The organism is Paenibacillus haidiansis (assembly GCF_036553665.1).
GTDB classification, from domain to species: domain Bacteria; phylum Bacillota; class Bacilli; order Paenibacillales; family Paenibacillaceae; genus Fontibacillus; species Fontibacillus haidiansis.
Genome location: NZ_JAZHPZ010000001.1, coordinates 755,097 through 775,940, shown reverse-complemented (window position 1 = coordinate 775,940; position 20,844 = coordinate 755,097). Strand labels below are relative to the sequence as shown.

20 protein-coding genes are annotated in these 20,844 nt (G+C 55.3%); 19 read left to right on the top strand and 1 reads right to left on the bottom strand.

The genetic code is table 11. The features are described from left to right. Window positions 1-8 precede the first annotated feature (8 nt). From V3851_RS03615 to V3851_RS03600, 4 genes are all read left to right on the top strand, one after another. Complete coding sequence (locus V3851_RS03615) at window positions 9-353, top strand: hypothetical protein (protein ID WP_331845103.1); 345 nt, start codon at window positions 9-11, stop codon at window positions 351-353. 433 nt (window positions 354-786) lie between these two features. Next, the gene (locus V3851_RS03610) at window positions 787-1,050 is read left to right on the top strand and encodes a hemolysin XhlA family protein (protein ID WP_331845102.1); all 264 of its coding nucleotides are present in this window, start codon (window positions 787-789) and stop codon (window positions 1,048-1,050) included. Between the two features lie 107 nt (window positions 1,051-1,157). Continuing rightward, a complete protein-coding gene (locus V3851_RS03605; RefSeq protein ID WP_331845101.1) occupies window positions 1,158-1,910 on the top strand; it encodes a glycoside hydrolase family 73 protein in 753 nt (250 codons plus the stop codon). Between the two features lies 1 nt (window position 1,911). After that, the gene (locus V3851_RS03600; protein WP_331845100.1) at window positions 1,912-2,124 is read left to right on the top strand and encodes a phage holin family protein; all 213 of its coding nucleotides are present in this window, start codon (window positions 1,912-1,914) and stop codon (window positions 2,122-2,124) included. A 27-nt stretch (window positions 2,125-2,151) separates the two neighbouring features. Here the strand turns inward: V3851_RS03600 and V3851_RS03595 are convergent, their stop codons facing one another. Next, window positions 2,152-2,277, bottom strand: coding sequence for a hypothetical protein (locus V3851_RS03595; protein ID WP_331845099.1), 126 nt, complete (start codon window positions 2,275-2,277; stop codon window positions 2,152-2,154). Between the two features lie 186 nt (window positions 2,278-2,463). On the opposite strand from V3851_RS03595, the gene V3851_RS03590 reads away from it, so the two are divergent. The 15 genes from V3851_RS03590 to V3851_RS03520 all read left to right on the top strand — a co-directional run bounded on the left by V3851_RS03590 (window position 2,464) and on the right by V3851_RS03520 (window position 20,228). Further along, window positions 2,464-2,670, top strand: a complete 207-nt coding sequence (locus V3851_RS03590) for a hypothetical protein (protein ID WP_331845266.1) — start codon at window positions 2,464-2,466, stop codon at window positions 2,668-2,670. Continuing rightward, window positions 2,660-2,887, top strand: coding sequence for a hypothetical protein (locus V3851_RS03585; protein ID WP_331845098.1), 228 nt, complete (start codon window positions 2,660-2,662; stop codon window positions 2,885-2,887). The genes V3851_RS03590 and V3851_RS03585 overlap by 11 nt, the downstream gene beginning before the upstream one ends. 167 nt (window positions 2,888-3,054) lie before the next feature. Next, window positions 3,055-4,620 (top strand): DUF4127 family protein, encoded by a 1,566-nt coding sequence (locus V3851_RS03580; protein ID WP_331845097.1) that lies wholly within the window; start codon window positions 3,055-3,057, stop codon window positions 4,618-4,620. Between the two features lie 119 nt (window positions 4,621-4,739). Further along, window positions 4,740-5,852 (top strand): amidohydrolase/deacetylase family metallohydrolase, encoded by a 1,113-nt coding sequence (locus V3851_RS03575; protein ID WP_331845096.1) that lies wholly within the window; start codon window positions 4,740-4,742, stop codon window positions 5,850-5,852. Next, on the top strand, window positions 5,818-6,921 hold the full coding sequence (locus tag V3851_RS03570; protein WP_331845095.1) for a DgaE family pyridoxal phosphate-dependent ammonia lyase: 1,104 nt from the start codon (window positions 5,818-5,820) through the stop codon (window positions 6,919-6,921). The genes V3851_RS03575 and V3851_RS03570 overlap by 35 nt, the downstream gene beginning before the upstream one ends. Window position 6,922: 1 nt before the next feature. Then, entirely contained in the window at window positions 6,923-7,678 is a 756-nt protein-coding gene (gene dagF / locus V3851_RS03565; protein ID WP_331845094.1) for a 2-dehydro-3-deoxy-phosphogluconate aldolase, read from the top strand. Further along, window positions 7,671-8,687 carry a sugar kinase gene (locus V3851_RS03560; protein WP_331845093.1) on the top strand — a complete coding sequence of 339 codons (1,017 nt, stop codon included), beginning with the start codon at window positions 7,671-7,673 and terminating at the stop codon, window positions 8,685-8,687. The genes dagF and V3851_RS03560 overlap by 8 nt, the downstream gene beginning before the upstream one ends. Beyond that, complete coding sequence (locus V3851_RS03555; RefSeq protein ID WP_331845092.1) at window positions 8,674-9,486, top strand: GntR family transcriptional regulator; 813 nt, start codon at window positions 8,674-8,676, stop codon at window positions 9,484-9,486. Before V3851_RS03560 ends, V3851_RS03555 begins: the two co-directional genes overlap by 14 nt. Before the next feature lie 486 nt (window positions 9,487-9,972). Further along, window positions 9,973-10,992 (top strand): glycoside hydrolase family 130 protein, encoded by a 1,020-nt coding sequence (locus tag V3851_RS03550; RefSeq protein WP_331845091.1) that lies wholly within the window; start codon window positions 9,973-9,975, stop codon window positions 10,990-10,992. A gap of 295 nt (window positions 10,993-11,287) precedes the next feature. Beyond that, complete coding sequence (locus tag V3851_RS03545) at window positions 11,288-12,607, top strand: extracellular solute-binding protein (RefSeq protein ID WP_331845090.1); 1,320 nt, start codon at window positions 11,288-11,290, stop codon at window positions 12,605-12,607. Between the two features lie 105 nt (window positions 12,608-12,712). After that, a complete protein-coding gene (locus V3851_RS03540) occupies window positions 12,713-13,588 on the top strand; it encodes a carbohydrate ABC transporter permease (protein WP_331845089.1) in 876 nt (291 codons plus the stop codon). Between the two features lie 18 nt (window positions 13,589-13,606). Next, window positions 13,607-14,437 carry a carbohydrate ABC transporter permease gene (locus tag V3851_RS03535; RefSeq protein WP_331845088.1) on the top strand — a complete coding sequence of 277 codons (831 nt, stop codon included), beginning with the start codon at window positions 13,607-13,609 and terminating at the stop codon, window positions 14,435-14,437. 36 nt (window positions 14,438-14,473) lie between these two features. Continuing rightward, window positions 14,474-16,282: a cache domain-containing sensor histidine kinase gene (locus V3851_RS03530; RefSeq protein WP_331845087.1), complete on the top strand. Its 1,809-nt coding sequence runs from the start codon at window positions 14,474-14,476 to the stop codon at window positions 16,280-16,282. Beyond that, entirely contained in the window at window positions 16,272-17,867 is a 1,596-nt protein-coding gene (locus tag V3851_RS03525; RefSeq protein WP_331845086.1) for a response regulator, read from the top strand. Before V3851_RS03530 ends, V3851_RS03525 begins: the two co-directional genes overlap by 11 nt. A gap of 45 nt (window positions 17,868-17,912) precedes the next feature. Further along, on the top strand, window positions 17,913-20,228 hold the full coding sequence (locus V3851_RS03520) for a glycoside hydrolase family 3 N-terminal domain-containing protein (protein ID WP_331845085.1): 2,316 nt from the start codon (window positions 17,913-17,915) through the stop codon (window positions 20,226-20,228). Window positions 20,229-20,844 lie beyond the last annotated feature (616 nt).

The window sequence follows — 20,844 nt, the reverse complement described above, 5'->3', positions numbered from 1 at the left end:
GACTGCTTATGGATGCAATTCTTTATAGCAATGTGCCGGAAAATGATCCTGCTAAAGCTGTTGTTGATATCATTCCAGAAGTAATATCGGTAACAGATACATCGATTAAGGCCAAAAGCAGAACTATTCATGGGATTAAGAAAGAGTATGTAAATTTCATTTTGGTTGAGGATTCATCTGGAATTGCAATAGGAGATACACTTCCCGATAATTTACCAAACATTCAAATGCCATTAAATGAAAATGACGAACTTAAGTCAAGGGTTGCAGAGTTGGAATTGGTGATATCAAAATTTATTAGCGGAAGGCCAAGGACAAATGACAAATATTGTAACACAAAAAAGTTAGATTAATTTCAAATGTTATATAACAAGATATTTATGGAAAGAACCATGAATCAAAATAAATTAACTATAATCGTTCTGACAATTTAACAACCTTTCAAACGCAGAAATTTTAAAGAAATGCCGGATACAGATTTTGTTGGCCTATGCGATTATGCCTAAATTGCGTTCACATTAAGTTTCGATGAGTGACTTAGGGGTTTATTTTGTTCTTTTGCGTGCGAATACAATTCAATCTCAGAATAGAAGTGGTGATTTAATTCGTCGAGTTAGGTAGGGAGTAATCAGGCGATTGTTTAGCTTTCCATTTATGACTACAGTAGCGACAACATTGGTTTTTGTATGGCTTCAAAAGACTAAAAGTTTCAGCACCAGATGGTAGCGCCTTTTTCCAGCCCTCGGCACCCCGAGGGCTATTTCTTTACAAAAAGGGGGAGACATCATGGAAGACACGGTTCAATCGGAAGTGCTCCAGCGGATCACCAGGGTGGAGACGAAGGTCGACAACATGGATGAGAAGCTGGACCGGGCGATCTCGGCCAAGGAGACGGCGGTGGAGGCGCTGCAGTCGGCCAAGTCGGCGCACCAGCGGTTGGATAAGATCGAAGACGGCCAGAAGTGGTTATGGCGGACCATCGGGGCTTCCGTCATTACGATCGTGATCGGCGCGATCCTTACGGCCATCCGGTTACAAGGCGGAGGTTAAGAATAGGTTCTATTTTTGAGATTTCTTGGTATAAAAGATAATATACAGCAGCATAGTCCAAGCAGTTCTTCCTCTCAACCAATACAATAATCCCAGGAGGTGATCCTATGGCGACAAAGTATACCAAGGCGAAATTTTTCGAATTGCTGGTACCGGTCGTGATTCAGGTCCGGCAGGAAGGCAGCCAAATATTTCCGTCCGTCCGGCTGGCCCAAGGTTGGCTGGAAACGGGCGGTACGATCAATGACTGGAACAATCTTGGCGGATACAAGGTCGGCAGCGGCAAAACAACGCCGTACTGGAACGGGGCCAGCGTCAACACCGCGACCAAAGAGGTTTACAATGGCGTGACCGTTACTACCCGAGCGAATTGGCGGGCTTACAACAGCATCTACGATTTTTACAAGGACCAGGACCTGCTGTTTGAAAATAACCGATACGCCCGCGTCCGGGCCGCCCTGACGCCGGAGGAGCAATGCCAGGCGCTCTTGGCCTGCGGTTACGCCACGGACCCGGAGTATGCGAATAAATTGATTAGTATCATCAAGGCGAACAGTCTGAAAAAATACGATAAGGAGGCGGACGGAGACATGGCAAAAATTGCCGAGCTGGAAGCGACCGTGGCCGCGCTGGAAACGCGGATCGCGGCATTGGAGAAGATCGTGAATGTTAGCGGGAACCAGGAACCCCCGAAGTGGGCGCATGAGGCGATCGGGGCCGCCAAGGCCGCCGGCGTCATCACCACATCGAACGACAAAGGACGGGCCGAGCTGATTACCCTGCAAATGCTGTATAACGCCGGTCTGTTGGACGCGGATATCCTCGCCGCGATTAAAGCTTTAAAGAAAGGGACCAAATAAGATGAAAATCAATTGGCAATCCAAATTGTCGAGCCGAAAATTTTGGGCGATGATCGTGGCCGTGGCCACTTCCGTTTTGGGAGCCGTCGGCGCTTCCGACGACACGACCGTGAAAGTGACGGGCATTATTACGGCGGTAGGCGCATGCGTAGTTTATATGCTCGCGGAAGCGTACACCGATGCCAACAACAACGGCGACAACAAAAAGGAATAAACTTATAGCGTAAACCCGTTTCATCGATCATTTTCCCCAGTATACCGAGAACAAAATATACACCACATAACCCGCGGCAAGCAGGATCGCAAATGCGCTGATCCAGAGCACGCCTTTTCCCCAGCTGCGGAACCGGCCTTTGATTTTCCACATCGCGCTTTCCCTCCTGTTTCTTGCTTTTCTAATTACTTAAGTTATTATCCACGTTTTTAAACCTTATCGAGATCCTGGAAATTCCGACCATCGCCAATCTCCGGCAAAACCGGAGTTTTTTTCTTATTGAATAAAGAACGGATGTTCGCATATAATACAAACAAACGTTCTTATTTGGAGATGGTACTGGTGAAAAAATACATCGGCCGGATCGTCGAAATCATCTACGTGGACCGGGCGGGGCGCGTATCGCAGCGGCGGATCGAAGTTCACGCGATCAAAAACGGTCTGGTGCGGGCAACCTGCTTGACCACCGGGCAGCCCAGGGCTTTTCGTCTGGACAATATATTGGCTTATGCCCCCGTGAAGGGCGGGAAAAGCCATGCTTCCTGACCTGGAGCGCAAGCTGCTGCGCATTCTGGTCAATTTCTCCCTCCAGCAGCGGCGGATGCCGATGATGGGGGAGCTTACCCGCAAGACCGGCAGAAAAGACAAAGACCTCCTCGATGGGCTGCGCCGCTTGGAGCGGGAGCGCTACATCGAATGGCCGGACCCGCCGAATCCGCAAAACATCCGCATACTGGAAATATCCGACCGTGAAGCTCTTTAATGAGATACTGGTGGAGGGGACGCCTTAGGGCGTCCCGATCTGTTTTTTTCGGATATTATCGTAATTTTGTGGGATATTTCTTTTCCTTCGCGAGCGCTAAGATTACAATAAGCGTACGAATGAATGTAAACGCTTAATTGCAAAATCCGGAGGGAGAGAGCAATATCATGGCAAAAGTGGTCTACCTGCCGCTCGACGAACGACCGTGCAATTATCTGTTTCCGCAGCGGCTCGCCGAAATGACCGATCTGGAGGTAGTCGTACCCGACATCAACATCCTTGGCCGCAAGAAACAACCGGCCGACACCGCGGCGGTCCGCCAGTGGCTTTTGAACGAGGCCGAGGGAGCGGACTATTTGCTCGTGTCCATCGATCTGCTGATCTATGGCGGGATCGTGCCGTCGCGGCTGCATCATTTGACTTTTGAAGAGTGCCTGGAGCGCCTGTCCGTGCTGAACGAAATCAAGGAGCGCCATCCAAGCGTCAAGATCCACGCGTTCAATCTCATCATGCGCGTCCCCAACAACAATAAGGACGAAGAAGAGCCGGATTACTACAAATTTCACGGCGGACAAATTTTTAAATACAGCTATTTGACCGACAAAAGCGAGCGAAGTCAGCTATCCGAAGCGGAACATGCAGAGCTGGAGCAACTGAAGGCGGCGATTCCGCCGGAATATCTGAACGATTTTGTCGGGCGCCGGGCGGTCAATCAGCAGGTGAACCACTATACGCTGAAGCTGGCCCATGAAGGCGTCATCGAGCATTTGGTCATCCCGCTGGACGACAACTCGGAGTACGGCTTCTCGCCGAAGGAGCAATCGCTCATGATCTGCCGCGTCGAGGAACTCAACATTATGGACCGCGTGCTGATCTACCCGGGAGCAGATGAGATCGGCTGCACGATGTTTGCGCATATTTTTTGCGAGTTGAAGCAGTATAAACCGGAGATTTTCGTCCGTTATTCCTCGACCCGGGGACCGCTGATCAAGCCGAAATACGAAGACCGCAGTCTGGGTGAGAGCATAAAATCGCATATCACCGCGTCGGGGGCCGTGATGGCGGACCATTCCGGCGACACTTCGCTGGTGCTGATCGTCAACTCGCCGGCGGTGGATCAGGCGGGCATGGCGGAGCAGATCCCGTTCCGGGACCGGCATCGGTCTTATTTCTCCGAGATTCATTACCGGGAAATCGCCGAGGCGATGGAGTCTTACCTGCGTAAAGGCAAGCATGTTGCATTAGGCGACGTGGCGACGTGCAACGGCGGCGATGCCGTGCTGATGAATCTGCTCAAGCAAAAAGGGCTGCTCGACCGCCTGACGGCCTATGCGGGCTGGAATACCTCGGGCAATACGCTCGGTACGGTGATCGCCCATTTCGTAATTATTTCGTACTATTTGGAGCGCCCGGATCATGCGCGTTATTCCGAAATCCTCCGGGAGAGCCGGAAGTTTTATTATGAGCGTTTGGTCGAGGATTTTATTTATCAATCCATCGTCCGTCAGGATATGTTGGCGAATGATCTGCCGGGACTGGGTGCAAGCTACTATGTGATCTCTCATTGCCTGGATGAAGTGCACGGGATACTGGCCGCTAAAATGAATCAGGCCACCGAGCGGTATTTCGGGGATATTTCGGAGGGACGGATCAAGCTGTCGCATTTGAATTTCCCTTGGACGCGCATGTTTGAAATCGGCTTCGGTTTGGATTTGGAACCCGTCACAGAATAAGAATCTCTCACTAAACATTATAACGTTATATTTACTTCGTTTAACTTAAGTGCTATTGTAAACATTATAACGTTATATAATTTGCGCATCCGATCCATAAAATAAAGAAGGTGTAGATCATGGCAGATACATTGGTGCTCCGCCGCGTGAGACGCGTGAGCGGAGAGGAAATCGACATCGTGATCAAAAATGGCGTGATCGCGGCAATTACCGGACCCGGTCAGGGTCAAGCGGAACGGGAATGGGACGGCAGCGGCGCCTATGTGTCGAGCGGCTGGATCGATATGCATGTCCATGCGTTCCCGGAGTTCGATCCGTACGGGGACGAAATCGATGAGATCGGCGTCCGCAGAGGCGTCACGACCATCGTCGACGCCGGCAGCTGCGGAGCCGACCGGATCGCCGACTTGATCGCCAGTGGGAAGCAAGCAAAGACCAATTTGCTTGCTTTCCTGAACATCTCCCGGATCGGCCTGCTCCGTATCGACGAATTGTCGCATATGGAGTGGATCGACCGGGAAATGGTCAAGCAGGCGATCTCCAAATACGGCGGTTCCATCGTCGGACTCAAGGCGCGCATCAGCCGGAGCGTCGTCGGCGACAGCGGCGTCGAGCCGCTGCGCGTGGCCCGGGAGCTGTCGGAGGCGACGGGGCTGCCGCTGATGGTGCATATCGGATCGGGGCCGCCGGATATCCGGGAGGTCATCCCGCTCTTGGCGCGAAAAGATATCATCACGCATTATCTCAACGGGAAGAAGAACAATTTGTTCGACGACGAAGGCCAGCCGCTTCCGGTGCTTACCGACGCGGTGGAGCGGGGCGTGCATCTGGACGTCGGGCACGGCACGGCCAGCTTTTCGTTCCGGGTGGCCGAAGCCGCCAAACGGCACGGCATCGACCCGGATACGATCAGCACCGACATCTACCGCGGCAACCGGCTGAACGGGCCGGTGTACAGCATGGGCCATGTACTGTCCAAGTTTTTGCTGCTCGGCTATCCGCTGGAAGAGGTGATCGCCGCGGTGACGACGCGGGCGGCGGCCTGGCTGGGCAAGCCGGAGCTGGGGCGGATCCGCGAAGGCGAGATTGCCAATTTGACATTGTTCACACTGGAAGACGGTCCTGTCGTATTGAACGATTCGGAGGGTGAAGAACGGACGGCCAGCCAAGTAATCCAAGCAAAAGGAGTTGTGGGAAATGGGGAATTCATTGAATGCGAAATACGGGCTTAAGCGCGTTATCAACGCCAGCGGGCGCATGAGCATCCTCGGCGTGTCCGCGCCGAGCGACACGGTAATGGAAGCGATGAAAAAAGGCGGGCAAAGCTATGTCGAGATCGCCGATCTCGTAGACAAGGCGGGCGACTATATCGCCCGGCTGCTCGGTTCCGAAGCGGCGGTCGTCGTCAATTCGGCCTCCAGCGGCATCGCTCTCTCCGTCGCCGCGCTGGTGACGCGGGGGAACCGGCGGCTCAGCGAGCGGCTGCATCAGGACATCATCCCCCGGAATGAAGTTATTATCTTGAAAGGCCACAACGTACAGTACGGCGCGCCGATCGAAACGATGGTCTATTTGGGCGGCGGCCGTTTGGTCGAAGTCGGGTATGCCAACGAAGGCCGGGCGGAACACATCGCCGACGCCATCACTGATAAGACAGCAGCGATCTTGTACGTCAAATCTCACCATGCTGTCCAGAAGAACATGATTTCCGTCGAGGAAGCCTGGGAAGTCGCACAGCGCAACGGGATTCCGCTTATTGTCGACGCGGCGGCCGAAGAGGATTTGCAAAAATACGTCACCTGCTCCGATCTGGCGATCTACAGCGGCTCCAAGGCGATCGAAGGCCCGACCTCCGGCATTGTGGCGGGAAAACGCACCTATATCGAATGGCTTAAGGTGCAACTGCACGGGATCGGGCGGAGTATGAAGGTCGGCAAGGAAACGAGCTTTGGTCTGCTCCAGGCGCTTGACGAATACATGGTCAAAGAGGACAAGAGCAAGGAAGAAAAAGCTTCACTGGAGGTACTGTTCCCGTTGAATGACATTCCCGGCGTGAAGGTGTCGATCGTCCAGGATGAAGCGGGCCGCGAGATCTACCGTGGACGCATTCATATCGATCCGCATCTGACGGGAACGACCGCGAAAGAAGTCGCGGTGCAGCTCCAGCAGGGAGAAATTGCGATTTACACGCGGGATTACGGGGTAAGACAAGGATATTTCGATATAGATCCACGTCCGCTGCTCGGCGACGACATCGATGTGATCGAATCGAGAATACGCGAATTGACGGGAGGCAAATAATATGTCGTTGATTGAGAAACGTTTTTACAAGGGGCGCGTTGCTTTAAACGTGCTGGCCAAAGATATTCCGAATGCCAAAGACGTATTTGAGGCGGCGGAAGGCCATGTGCTGGTCGGCGTCCTGTCCAAGGCCTATCCGACCGTCGAGGAAGCCGTCACCGCGATGAAGGCGTACGGCAAGGAAATCGACGACGCGGTGTCGATCGGCCTGGGGGCCGGCGACAATCGCCAGGCCGCGGTAGTGGCCGAAATCGCCAAGCATTATCCCGGCAGCCACATCAACCAGGTGTTTCCGGCCGTCGGGGCGACCCGGGCCAATCTCGGTGACAAAGACGGCTGGATCAACAGCCTGGTGTCCCCGACGGGCCGTCCCGGGTATGTGAACATCTCCACGGGACCGCACAGCGCGGCGGGCAGCGAAGCCGCGATCGTACCGGTCCGGTCGGCGATCGCGCTCGTGCGCGACATGGGCGGCAACGCGCTTAAGTATTTCCCGATGCAGGGTCTAAGCCGCGAAGAGGAGTACCGCGCCGTGGCCAAAGCCTGCGCCGAGGAAGGATTCGCGCTGGAGCCGACCGGCGGCATCGATATGGACAATTTCGAGGCGATTTTGAAGATCGCGCTGGAGGCGGGAGTTAAGCAGGTGATCCCGCACGTGTATTCTTCGATCATCGATAAAGATTCCGGCAACACCAACATTCAGGATGTGCGGGATTTGCTCGGCATCATGAAAAAACTGGCGGATACCTATGCCTAAAACGGTGGCGGCTTTCGGCGAAGTCATGATGCGGCTTGCGGTCCCGGGGTATGACCTGCTGTCGCAGGCGAGCAGCTTGAATTACTCCTTCTCCGGGACCGGCGTGAACGTCGCTTCGGCGTTGTCCCGCTTCGGGCACACCGGGCTGCTGGTCACCCGCCTGCCGCAAAATCCGCTCGGTGAAGCGGCCGCGGCGTATTTGCGGAAGCTCGGAATCGGTAGCGATTTCGTGCAGCGGGGCGGAAGCTACCTCGGGCTCTACTTCCTGGAGAACGGCTTCGGCGCCCGGCCGAGCCGGGTCACCTACAGCAACCGGCTGGAAAGCAGCTTCAATACGGCGCCGGAGGGCGCGTATGATTATGCCGCGATCGCGGACAAGGTTGACGCGGTTCATTTCTGCGGCATTACGCTTGCGATGAATGACGGCGTCCGCGCCCATATGAAAGCCCTGGCCCAAGCCGTGAAGGCGCGGGGCGGCACGGTCATTTTCGACTGCAATTACCGGCCATCTCTGTGGGGCGAGCAGGGCTACGCCGCGGCCAAGCCGCATTATGAAGAGATGCTGGCATTAGCCGATATCGTGTTCATGAACGAAAAGGACGCCATGCTCACGCTCGGCATGCACACCGCCGCCAAGGAACGGGATGAACAGCTAGCCGAGTTGATCCCGCTGGTCGCGGAGCGTTACGGAATCCGCGCGATCGCGGGTACGCACCGGGAGATTCACGGGGACAACTCCCACTCTCTGCGCGGTTTTCTGTATAAGGACGGCAAGCTGGTCCGTTCGAAGCGTCTGACGTTCTCCGTCTATGATAGAATAGGGGCTGGAGACGCGTTCGCCAGCGGGATTATTCACGGCGAACTGGAGCGTTTCGAAGCGGAGCGGACCGTGAATTTCGCGGCGGCGGCGGGGATGCTGGCCCATACGGTGGCGGGCGATACGCCGATGGCTTCGGAGCAGGATGTTCTCCGGGCCGTGGAAAGCTCCGTAGGCGATGTGGAAAGGTAGTGGAGTGAGAGTGAGCTTATCCCGGAAAGACCGGCCATTATATTTGCAGATTAAACATATCATCAAAGACCGGATTCTCCACGGCGAGTATGCCCTTGGCAGCAATATTCCGTCCGAGCCGCTCCTGGAGCGGGAATTCGGCGTCAGTAAAATCACCGTCCGCGGCGCGATTCAGGAGTTAGTTCAGGAAGGCTATCTGGAAAAAGGCAGCGGCCGCGGCACCAAGGTGATCCGCAACAAAGCGGCCTCGAAGCTGTCGAAGTGGAAGCATTTCACGGAGATTCTGGTCGAGTCCGGCCACTGGATCAAGAAGGAATGGCTGCGGGCGGAAACCGTCCGAAACGCGGCCGGCACGGAGCCGCACCGGCTGTTCGGCGAGCGCTGCCTGAAGCTGGAGCGAGTCTATTATTTGGACGATGCGCCGTACATTTATTACGTGCACTACTTGCCGGCCGAGCTTGAATCCGCACTGACGCTGTCTGAACTGAAAGGCCAGTCGCTCTACGAGCTGCTGGAGGAGCAAGGCATCGTCTTCGGCAAGCTTCAGGACGAGTTCGGCGTCGCTCTGGCTCCGCCGGAGGCGCGGGCAGTGCTCGGCCTGGGAGGAGGGGCGCTTGCTGGAGCGTCCGAAGCGTCCGAATCGGCCGAACTCGAAGAGTCCCGTGCAACCGGAATCCTGGGTACTCCCCTGCTCAAGCGCAGCCGCTATTCCCGCGACGAACAGGGCGGCATTATTGAATACAGCGTTGGGTATTACAACACGGAGCTGCAAAATTATATCGTCAATTACGATGTTTAGCCATGGGCTAAACCGGACAGAGCCGGGACGGCAAGTGATGATGCCCTTCGTCCCGGCTTTTTTTAATGGACTTGGGAGCCGTTATTTTGCGCAGATTCGCCGATCACGGAAACTTGCGGACACCAGCACCTTTATTTGGCCGGATAAAGCCTATTTTACCCCCGAATTCGTTAAATAGCGGCTCTAATGTCCGCTAGCCCGTCAAATCCTCCGATTTCCCAAAACAGCGTCCCACGTGTCCGTTTGTGAAGAAGGTAGATCGCGAACGGACGGGATATCGCATTAATAAGGCAGTCCACCCCTCCCATCGGCCTCACATCACATGCCACAAAAAACACCCCGATTATTCAGATGTTTTCTAAAGTTCACAGGATATTATGGTTTTCGGTAGCGCTTTATAATGGCTATAAAGGACGAACACACATCATAGCTGCAAGAACCAATTGAATTGAAAACTAAAGGGGTTACACACGAGGAGGCACACAAATGAAGATTGAGAGACATCCGGACAATCCGATTGTGGTACCGGGGGGTTACGAATGGAGAAAGGTAACCGTTTTCAATCCGGCGGTTATCATCGATAACGGGAAGTTTTACATGATCGAGCGGACGGCCGGGTCGCTGACGCCATGCAAAAACTTTCTCGGTTTGCTGGAAAGCGAAGACGGCGTGCATTTCACGCATGTGAAGGACGAGCCGATCGTTACGCCGGACATGCTCGGCTTCCCGTACGGAAGCGTGCAGGATCCGCGCATCGTCAAAATCGACGATACGTTCTACCTGAACTACGCGCTGCGCCCGTGCGCCATGAGCTATTATCCGACGGGGCGGGGCGTGCCTGAGCGCTCGATCCCGGAATATCCGGACGGCTGGGGCGAACAGGAGGGGCACTGGCTGACCCGCTCGTCGATTCTGACCTCCAAGAACCTGATCGATTGGGAGTTCCTGACCGACACGACGCCGCTGGACATCAACGACCGGGACAACATCCTGTTCCCCGAAAAAATCAACGGCAAATACGTGCTGCTGCGCCGTCCGGAAGAATATGTCGGCGAGCAATACGGCACGGAGAAAGCGGGCATGTGGATCACCTATTCCGACGACCTGATCCATTGGGAGGAGCCGAAGCTGTTGGCCAAAGGCGAGAATCCGGCCTGGGAGGGACGCAAGATCGGCGGGTCGACGCCTCCGGTTAAGACGGATCGCGGCTGGCTGGTGCTGTATCACGGCGTGGACGACGATGTGGTGTACCGCGTAGGCGCCATGCTGCTCGATCTGGACAATCCGGAGAAGATTATCGCCCGGACGCACAACTTCATTATGGAGCCGGAGACGTATTACGAGAAGTTCGGGTATCAGATTCCGAACGTCATTTTCCCGACGGGCAATGTCGTGAAGGACGGGCTGCTCTATATTTACTACGGCGTAACCGATACGGCGATCGCGCTCGCGACCGTGCCGCTGGACGAGCTGGTGGATTATATTTTGAACGAGCCGGAAAACTAAACAACAATAGACTTTGGGACGGACCGCGCAAACAGCGGTTTTTCCCGAAAACAGTTTGAAAACGCTTCCGAAAAGAAAATGTAAATTTCACATAGTTTACAAACTGTGTTACATTATATTACGTAAAATAAGATTTCATCTTAATATTTCGGATATAATCGAAGATTCATGGGATATAGACTGAAGAAAATCCCATTTATAATGAAGACATAACGAATCAGGATAAAAAACAGATCATGATTTGTTAGTTTTTAACCGGTTTTTCATTTCAACTACACAGAAAAGAGGGTTGGTTATGAACAAAACACGTAAAGGCAAAAAAGCGGTACTTCTCGGACTGGTCGCATTGATGACGCTGTTCACGGCGGCTTGCGGCAGCAACAACGCGGCCACGAACGGCGCAAGCGGCAACGGGGGAGGAGAAGGCGAGACGATCACACTCACGATGATGCACCAATGGACCTCTCCGAACGTGGACAACGAGGTGTATAAGGCGCGGATCGCCGAATTCGAGGCCCAGCATCCGAATATCAAGATCAAGCAGGACGGCGTGCCTGCCGCCCAGTACAAAACGAAGCTGCGTACGCTCGCGGCGGGGAACAACCTGGCGGACATCAACGTGGTGTGGCCAGGCGCGGACCTGGATCCGCTCGTCGCCGGCAATTTGCTCGAGCCGATCAACCATTTGATGGAGAATTGGACCTCCATTTTGCCGGAGGATGCGCTGAGCGGCTTTAATGTGGACGGGCAGCAATATGCGGTGCCGACCAAGCAATCCTTCGTCGATATTATTTACTACAATAAAGAAATGTTTGCCCAGGTCGGTTATGACCAATTCCCGGACACCTACGACAAATTCATCGATGCGGTCAAAAAGCTGAAAGCGGCCGGCATCACGCCGATCTCGCTGGGCGACAAGGAACAATGGCCGCTGCAATCGTCTTATGTTTCGATTATCGGCGACCGGTTTACGGGCAGTGACTTCCTGCCGGCCGTGCTCGCAAAACAGGCCAAATTTACCGATCCGGAATTCGTCAAAGCGCTCGGCGTGATCGACGAATTGGCGAAGCTCGGCGCGTTCAATACCGATGCGCTTAACATGGACTCGGTACAAGCTCAGGATTATTTTATCCAGGGTAAAGCGGCTATGCACATTTCTTCTTCCACCGTTGACGGCAGAGTGCGGATCAACAACGAGGAAGCGGACAAGTTCGGCATCGCGCTCTTCCCAAGCGTCGAAGGCGGCAAAGGCGACCCGAAAAAGAGCGCGGGCGTCGTTCAGTACGGCATTGCGATCAAGAGCGGTCTCGACGAGAAGAAGAAAGCCGCTGCCGAAGAGTTCCTGAAATTTTTCGTCAGCGAGGACCTCTATAAGGAATTGATCCGCAACGGTGTCGTTGTGCCGGCGAAAGTGGAAATGCCGGAAGACGGAAGCAAGTATCTGGAGGAAATGCTGGCCCTGACGGGCAACGGTACGGCTCCTGTATTTGACGCTGTGATCCCGACCCAGGTGGTCGATGTGCTGCAAAACGGACTCCAGGCATTAGTCATCGGCCAAGGTACGCCTGAAGAACTGGCGAAGGAAGTCCAGGAAGCCTTTGACAACTTGAACTAACTATCATCCCGTCATTTCAAATCCGATGTCACCAGAAAACCCGAATTCCGGGTTTTCTTCTTTCATCGGGCTTGAAACAAGGGTGCGAAGAAGGAGGAACCCCTGATGCAAACGCTAAAAGGAACCAGACTCGCGATATTCCTCGGTTTGTTTCCGGCGCTGCTCATTTACCTGGGCATTGCCATCGTGCCGATCGGCTTGTCCCTGTATTTCTCGTTTACGAACTGGGACGGCATCAGCGCGATGAAATTTATCGGCTTTGATAATTTTGTCAAAATTTTAAGCGACGATACATTCTGGCTCACCGTTAAAAACAATCTCATCATCATGGTGACCGGCCTGATCGGTCAAATCCCGCTCGGCCTGGTGCTGGCGCTGCTGCTGAACCGCGGGCTGAAGGGCTCCGGCTTTTTCCGGACCGTCGGCTTTATGCCGGTCGTCATTTCCTCGGTCATGGTCTCCCTGATCTGGGGGATGGTGTACAACACGGAATACGGGATGTTGAACAATTTGCTCGGCATGATCGGGCTCGACTCCTGGAAAATGAACTGGCTCGGCGATACCCGAACCTCGATGCTGGCGATCAGCATCGCTTATATCTGGCAAAACTGCGGTCTGTACATGGTTATTTTCCTGGCCGCACTGCAAAATATCCCGGATGAAGTCAACGAGGCGGCCGAGCTGGACGGCGCTACCGGGCTGAAACGGACATGGAGAATTACGATCCCGATGATCAAGGGAACGATTATGGTCAACGTCGTATACAGCATAAGCAACTCCTTCCGCGTCTTCGATCTGATTCAGATATTGACGGGCGGCGGACCGGCGCATCAAACAGAAGTCATGACGCTCTACATGTACAACAGCGCTTTTCTCAACATGCGCTACGGGTACGGCAGCGCGGTGTCCATTTTGATTCTGCTGTTCAGCCTGATCGTGATCACATTCGTCAACCGGATCAACCGGGAGAAGGACGCTTAAAGGAAGGGGGAAAGCAACATGAAGAGACACTCGCGGCTGTTCCAGTTATTCGCATACACATTTTTGAGTCTATTCGCTATTATTAACATAGTTCCTCTCTTTTGGATGGTGGTCAACTCCTTCAAAAAGGAGCAGGAATATGCGGCCGATCCGTTTTCCTTCCCGAAGGCCTTGCAGTTTTCGAACTACGCCAAGGCGTGGGAAGTAGCCAATATGGACGTCTACTTTTTAAACAGCATTATTATTACATTCGCCTCTTTGATTATTACGGTTTTGCTGGGGGCGCTCGCCGCCTATTTTCTTTCCCGGTTCAAATTTAAATTGCGGGGAACGACCTACAGCTTGTTTCTGCTGGGGATGCTGGTTCCGATTCACGCGACCCTGATCCCGATCTTTTTGATCATGCAGAAGCTGCATTTGCTCGATACGTACTGGTCGCTGATATTGCCGTATACGGCGTTTCACTTGTCTTTGACCATCTTCATTCTGGAAGGCTTTATGCGCTCATTCCCCAAAGATTTGGAGGAATCGGGGGTTGTCGACGGCGCGGGTGTCTACCGCATTTTCTGGTCGATCATTCTGCCGATCACTCGGCCCGCGCTGGCTACGGTTATTATTTTGAATTTTATATATAATTGGAATGAGTATTTATTCGCGCTCGTCCTGATCACTTCAACGGAACTCAAAACGCTGCCGCTCGGTCTGTCCAATTTCGCGGGCATTGAGACCGCCAGCCTCACGCTGCAGATGGCCGCATTGACCATCGCGCTGATCCCGATTCTGATCTTCTATCTGCTGCTGCAAAAGCAGCTCGTCAACGGGATGACGGCGGGGGCGGTCAAGGGCTAACCCGAGGCCGTCGGCGTATGGAGGGGAAGATTCGACATGAAACTGCGCTACCGCAAATATTTGGGAAACTTCGGACTGAAGCGTAAAGCGCTTGCGATCTTCCTGCTCTTTGTCATTCTGCCCACCTTTGGCGTGGGCGTTGTCGTTCAATACAAATTTAATCAAAGCTTAAGGGATCAATTTATCGGCTCCACCCGAAGGAATCTGGATAATGTAGCCAGCCAGCTCGGGGAACAGACCAAAATCGTCGAGGATATCGCGAATTATCTTATTTTAAACCCGGATATGCGGTCGTTCCTGCGGACATCGCCGCCGTTAAGCAATAAGCAGCAGGCGGTCTATAAACGGAATGTTGAAGAGTTCCTGACGTTTCAGCTCATGTCGCGGAGTTTCATCCGTTCGATTGAAATCACCGGATACAACGGCAATTTCATCGAGATGGGCGAGCCGTTCAGCGGCGACGAATCCGAGTGGGAACGGCGGGCCGAGGCCCGCAAAGGCGGAATTATTTGGACCGAAGCCTACAGTTTGAACAGCGGCTGGCACGGGGAAACCAGAGTGCTGTCCATGTTCCGGATTTTGAATTCTTATAACGAACTGACCAGACCCCTCGGCAGGCTCACCATCCGCATGGATGAGGCGGGGATCGTTCAATTGCTGGAGAAGGGCATCTTCGAGGACGGGGCGGGGAGCGTGTTCATTATCGGGGCGGAGGGCCAAATCATTTTGGGCTCGAAGGATAAATTCGGCCAGAGCTTCCAACCCGACGCGACGCTGCTCGGTAAGCTGGCGTCCGGCCGGGAGGGCAATTTCAACTATTCGCTCGGATCGAAGGATTATTTGACGCTGTACAAACCGGTCGAAAACACCGGCTGGAATGTCGTGGCGATGATTCCCGAAGCGACGGTCGCCGGGGAATTCCGCGATGTCAAAGTGATGATGCTGTTCATCCTGATCGCGATCCTGCTGCTCGGCCTTGCCGCCCTGATCGGGTTCCATTACACGATCATCACCCCGATACTGAGATTGAAGAAGGAAACCAACCGTGTGGCGCACGGCGACTTCAGCGCGCGCGTTCCGATTGAATCCCGCGACGAGATCTCGGAGCTGAACCATAAATTCAACGAGATGGTTTCCACCATCCAGCAATTGATCGAGCACAAGTATAAGATGGAGCTGCGGGAGCGCGAATCCGAGCTGAGATTGCTGCAAAACCAGATGGACCCCCATTTTCTTTACAATACGCTGGATATGATTCGCTGGACGGCAAGGCTCGAGAAGGCGGAGAAATCCAGCCAATTGATCGAGATGCTGTCCAAATTTTTCCGCTCCAGCGTAAACAACGGCAGCTACGAGACGACGCTGCACAGGGAAATGGAATTCGTTCAATCGTATCTGTTCCTGCAGCAGCGCCGTTTGGGGGACAAGCTTGAATATTCCTTATATACCGAATCCGGCCTTGAGCACACGATCACGCTCAAAGCGACGATCCAGCCGTTGGTGGAGAACTTTATCAAGCACGGCTTCGACCGCAACAAAGCTGTTAACGAAATCCAGGTCAATTGTTACAGCGCCGACCGCGAAATCTGGATTGATGTCATCGACAACGGGAAAGGCATGACTCCCGCGCGGCTTGAAGAAGTCCGCGCTTCCCTTCGGGGCGGGGCAAAGGACGGCAATATCCGGGAGGGAGCCATGCGCAACATTCATGAGCGGCTGTCGATATTTTACGGCAGCGGCTATGGCTTGGAGATTATCGGCACTTCTCCGGAGGGTACCTGGGTACGGCTGAGAATCCCGGCCGGAGAGAGCGAAGATCATGGTGGTGAACAGCATGAGCCATAAATTGGCGGGAAATGACAATCCGATCAAAATGCTGATTGTCGACGACGAACCTGTAATTTGCGAAGGGCTGCGCTGCACGATCGATTGGGAAGCGCTCGGCGTGAAGGTCGTGGGCGAAGCCTATGACGGTCTGGAAGCGCTGCACCTTGTAAAAGAACACGATGTCGACGTAGTTCTGTCCGATATCCGCATGGAGGGGATGGACGGGCTGCAATTGGCCGAGCGCCTGAAGGGGCAGTTTCCGAAGGTGCGGGTCGTGATGATCAGCGGTTACGAGGACTTTGAATATGCGCGCCAGGCGATCCGTCTTGGCGTCAGCGATTATTTGCTTAAACCGGTGGAAATCGAGGAATTGACCGAGGTAGTGAACAAGATCGTCGGCGGCATCCGGGACGGCGAGCGGAAAGGAACGGTCCAGGAAGCCAAGCTGTGGCTGGCGAATATGGCGCGCCATGGCATCGCTTACGGCAAAGAAGCCCCTGCCTCCTTGCGCGGAGCCCAGTTTCGCATAGTGGCGACGCAGCTGGACCGGTTCTTCGAACGGTTCGGCGCTCAGCCTCCTGAAGGATATGTCGACATTCAGGATGCCTGGATCCGGCGTGTTCGTCGCGGTCTGGAACACCCGGGGCTGCGCACGGTATCCGTCTTCGACCATGAAAATTTACTGATTACGCTGGCGGTTTCGGAAGTAGCCTTGGACCTTTACGCCTGGGCCGAGCTGCTGGACGCTTTGTTGCCGGAGCTTCGGGCGGAACAACTCTACTGTGCGGTGTCCGAGCCTTATGACGATCTGCTCGAAACGGCGGATCGCTGCGCCGAGGCGAACGGACTGCTGCCTTACCATATTCTTGCGGGCAAAGACGTCATTTTGCCGGAGAATCGCGGCTGCGCCGAATCCCGCCGGACCGCGTCCGAATTCGATGCGGCGGAATTTGCCAAGGACCTGGTCGCGGAAATGTTCAAGCAGGATGAAGCCGGGGTCGATGCCAAGGTTGCGGAGATGTTCGGCTTTTTCCGGGATCACGGCTTCTTGGGCGGCGACGTCTTGCTGGCATACGAGGAGTTGGCGGCGCTGCTGCGGCAGCGGCTGCGGAAAAGCGGGATGACCGAGCTCGACTACGGGCTTAAAAGCAATCTCGATCTGAACATCTATAACTCTTACGGCTCGCTGGAGACGGTCGTGAAAGAGGATATGCGGGAATTGCTGCGGCAAATCGACCGCCACGGCATCGACAAGTCCTACTGGATCATTGAGAAGGCCAAGAAATACATGGACGACCACTACCGCACCGATCTGAAGGCTTCCGAGGTCGCGGCCTGGCTGAAGATTACGCCGAGCTATTTCAGCTATATTTTCAAGCAGAGTACGGGAAAAGGCTTTACAGAATATATGAACGAAATGCGGATGGAGCAGGCCAAAGACCTGCTCGCCAACACGCACGACAAAGTTTTTGAGATCGCCGACAAGGTGGGTTATAAGGAATACAAGTATTTCGTTTCCGTGTTCAAATCATATACGGGAATGACGCCGAAGGAATACCGCGGGCTCAGCGCAACCAGGGAAACGGGCGGCCGGAGAGACTAAACGAGGAGCCAGCGATCATTACGACATGAAGCGGGGGAAATACCGGTGGAAACCTATAAATTGGCCCATGTGCCGATAGAGGAGCGGATCAGCGATCTGCTCGGAAGAATGACGCTGGCTGAGAAAATAGGACAGCTGAACCAACGGATGTACGGATGGAACGCGTACGCCAAGGAAGAGGGCGGCTTTGCGCTGACCGAGGAATTCAAGCGGGAAGTGGCCTGGGGTGGCGGCATGGGCGCGCTCTACGGCTTGTTCCGCAGCGACCCCTGGTCCGGCGTGAATTACGCGAACGGCATTACGGCTGCGGACAGCGCGAGAGTCGCCAATATGGTGCAGCGCTATGTCATGGAAAATACCCGGCTGGGCATCCCCGTGCTGTTGTCGGAGGAAAGTCCTCACGGGCATCAGGCGCTGGACGGGACGATGCTGCCGGTCAACCTCGGCGTCGGTTCGACTTGGAATCCCGCGCTGATGGAGCGGGCCTACGGCTATGTCGCCGCCGAAATCCGCAGTCGCGGGGCACATGTGGGCCTGGTGTCCGCGCTGGATATTCTGCATGATCCCCGCTGGGGCCGTGCCGAGGAATGCTTCGGCGAGGATCCTTATTTGGCCGCCCGGTTTACGGAGGCGGCGGTGCGCGGGATGCAGGGCGAGGACCCGCAAGATTTGACCGCCGAAGACAAGGTCGCGGTGGTCCTGAAGCATCTGTGCGCCCAGGGGTACGCCCAGGGCGGGCGCAACGCCGGTCCCGCGCCGATCGGCGAGCGGGAGCTGCGCGAGATTCATCTTCCCGGCGCCAAGGCCGGGAAGGAGGCGGGCGCCGCCGGGTTCATGGCGGCGTATAACGAGATCGACGGCGTTCCGTGCCATGCGAACAAGTCGCTGCTCACCGGGATATTGCGCGAGGAGTGGGGCTTTGACGGCATCGTCATGGCCGACGGCACCGCGATTGACCGGCTGCTGGCGCTGACGGGCAGCCATGAGGCGGCCGCCGCACTGACGCTCGACTCGGGCGTCGACATAAGCCTGTGGGACACGGCGTTTACGACGCTGGCGGCGGCCGTGGAGCAGGGGCTTGTTCCCGAAGCCGAGGTCGACCGGGCGGTGCGGCGGGTGCTGCGGCTTAAATTCAGACTGGGCTTGTTCGACCGGCCCTATGTCAATGAAATGCGCCCGCTGTCGGCGGTCGGCAGACCGGAGTTCCGCGAGGTGAATCTGCAGGTGGCCCGCGAATCGGCCGTGCTGCTGAAGAACGAAGGCGGACTGCTGCCGATCGGTGCGGAGAAGCGCCGCATTGCGGTGATCGGTCCGAACGCCGACCGGCTGTACAATCAGCTCGGCGATTATACGAGCGTGCAGCGCGACGGCAGCGGCAGCACGGTGCTGGAGGGCATCCGCAGGGTGGCGCCGGCGGGCACGGACGTCGTGTACGCCAGCGGCTGCGGCGTCCGCGACATGTCGGACGCCGGGCTGGCGGAAGCGGTGGCGGCCGCGAAGAGCGCGGACGTGTGCGTGCTGGTGCTCGGCGGCAGCAGCGCCCGCCGCTTCGACACGGAGTTCGACAGCAATGGCGAGGCGATCGTGTCGGCGGCGCAAGGCAATCCGGCGGAGATGGATTGCGGGGAGGGCGTCGACCTCGTCGACCTGGCGCTCGGCGGCCTGCAGCGGCGGCTGGCCGCGGAAGTGGCCGCCACGGGCACGCCGGTGGTGGCGGTGCTCATTCAAGGCCGGCCGCATGCGCTCACCGGCGTGGACGAGCACTGCGGAGCGGTGCTGTGCGCCTGGTATCCCGGCCCCGAGGGCGGCCGGGCGATCGGCGAGCTGCTGTTCGGCAAGGCTTGTCCTAGCGGCAAGCTGCCCGTATCGCTCCCCCGGTCCACAGGGCAGCTCCCGGTGTATTACAATCAGAAAGACCCCGGGCGGACCCGGGTCTATGTGGACATGCCGTCCGCGCCGTTGTACCCGTTCGGCTACGGGCTGAGCTACACGGAGTTTGCGTACGGCGAAGTCGGCCTGTCGCGGCGGGAAATTTCCGCCGCCGAGCTGGAAGCGGGGCAGGCGGTGACGGTCTCGGTGCGGGTGAGAAATACCGGCACCCGCTCCGGCGCGGAAACCGTCCAGCTCTACATCCGCGCGCGCGAATCCGGCATTACCCGGCGGCTGGCCGAGCTCAAGGGCTTCGCCAAGCTGGAGCTCGCGCCGGGCGAAGAGCGGGTCGTCAGCTTCAGCCTGGGCCGGGAGGAGCTCGCGATCTGGAACCGCGAGATGAAATTCGCGGTCGAACCATGCCGCGTTGCCGTGCTCGTCGGCGGCAACTCCCGCGATACAATCGGAGCTGAGCTGACGGTCACCCGCTAACGCGGCGGGCGGGTAGCTCCGCGCCGCGATGTAAGCCCCTCGCTCTTGACGATTCGAGCGGGGGGCTTAGTTTTTAAATAAGGGCCAATTTGGCCCTTATTTCCGAGATTTCCGCTGTTTTTGAGGAAATAGCGGCCAAAAAGGGCGCTATATCTCGGATTTTGGTCCTATACCCTCCATTTGAGCCGGATGTCGGGGAAATAGCGCCCCAAAATACCCTTATTTCTGCGGATAGAGCCAAATTCGACAAAATAGCGGTCAAAAACACCTCTATTTTCTAGGCGTAGGCAAATGGGGGATCTGATGAACAAGGTGTGGTAAAATATGTAAATTTAGCAACTTTACAAACTACTGTGACTTCACAAGCTTCTGTCACAAACTTCTGCATTTTGCACAACTTCCGCTTCTTCCGTTTTTTTGCAACCGTTACCCTTCTGCCGCGGATAGTGCTATTTGCCGGACAACGCCAACCTACCGCAAACGTACTCTAGTCCATCCAATTTCCAAACTGCTCAACACACCACCTATCTAACTCCAACCACTTATTTACTTTAATGAACGACTTATCTTATTACCGCACTATCCTGCTACACCACACGCCCTCTTAATCTACAAC

What these genes read in the sequence shown, in the direction of transcription:
- V3851_RS03615 (WP_331845103.1), top strand. Translation starts at nt 9, where the DNA reads ATGGATGCAATTCTTTATAGCAATGTGCCGGAAAATGATCCTGCTAAA.
- V3851_RS03610 (WP_331845102.1), top strand. Translation starts at nt 787, where the DNA reads ATGGAAGACACGGTTCAATCGGAAGTGCTCCAGCGGATCACCAGGGTG.
- V3851_RS03605 (WP_331845101.1), top strand. Translation starts at nt 1,158, where the DNA reads ATGGCGACAAAGTATACCAAGGCGAAATTTTTCGAATTGCTGGTACCG.
- V3851_RS03600 (WP_331845100.1), top strand. Translation starts at nt 1,912, where the DNA reads ATGAAAATCAATTGGCAATCCAAATTGTCGAGCCGAAAATTTTGGGCG.
- V3851_RS03595 (WP_331845099.1), bottom strand. Translation starts at nt 2,277, where the DNA reads ATGTGGAAAATCAAAGGCCGGTTCCGCAGCTGGGGAAAAGGCGTGCTC.
- V3851_RS03585 (WP_331845098.1), top strand. Translation starts at nt 2,660, where the DNA reads ATGCTTCCTGACCTGGAGCGCAAGCTGCTGCGCATTCTGGTCAATTTC.
- V3851_RS03580 (WP_331845097.1), top strand. Translation starts at nt 3,055, where the DNA reads ATGGCAAAAGTGGTCTACCTGCCGCTCGACGAACGACCGTGCAATTAT.
- V3851_RS03575 (WP_331845096.1), top strand. Translation starts at nt 4,740, where the DNA reads ATGGCAGATACATTGGTGCTCCGCCGCGTGAGACGCGTGAGCGGAGAG.
- V3851_RS03570 (WP_331845095.1), top strand. Translation starts at nt 5,818, where the DNA reads ATGGGGAATTCATTGAATGCGAAATACGGGCTTAAGCGCGTTATCAAC.
- dagF (WP_331845094.1), top strand. Translation starts at nt 6,923, where the DNA reads ATGTCGTTGATTGAGAAACGTTTTTACAAGGGGCGCGTTGCTTTAAAC.
- V3851_RS03560 (WP_331845093.1), top strand. Translation starts at nt 7,671, where the DNA reads ATGCCTAAAACGGTGGCGGCTTTCGGCGAAGTCATGATGCGGCTTGCG.
- V3851_RS03555 (WP_331845092.1), top strand. Translation starts at nt 8,674, where the DNA reads ATGTGGAAAGGTAGTGGAGTGAGAGTGAGCTTATCCCGGAAAGACCGG.
- V3851_RS03550 (WP_331845091.1), top strand. Translation starts at nt 9,973, where the DNA reads ATGAAGATTGAGAGACATCCGGACAATCCGATTGTGGTACCGGGGGGT.
- V3851_RS03545 (WP_331845090.1), top strand. Translation starts at nt 11,288, where the DNA reads ATGAACAAAACACGTAAAGGCAAAAAAGCGGTACTTCTCGGACTGGTC.
- V3851_RS03540 (WP_331845089.1), top strand. Translation starts at nt 12,713, where the DNA reads ATGCAAACGCTAAAAGGAACCAGACTCGCGATATTCCTCGGTTTGTTT.
- V3851_RS03535 (WP_331845088.1), top strand. Translation starts at nt 13,607, where the DNA reads ATGAAGAGACACTCGCGGCTGTTCCAGTTATTCGCATACACATTTTTG.
- V3851_RS03530 (WP_331845087.1), top strand. Translation starts at nt 14,474, where the DNA reads ATGAAACTGCGCTACCGCAAATATTTGGGAAACTTCGGACTGAAGCGT.
- V3851_RS03525 (WP_331845086.1), top strand. Translation starts at nt 16,272, where the DNA reads ATGAGCCATAAATTGGCGGGAAATGACAATCCGATCAAAATGCTGATT.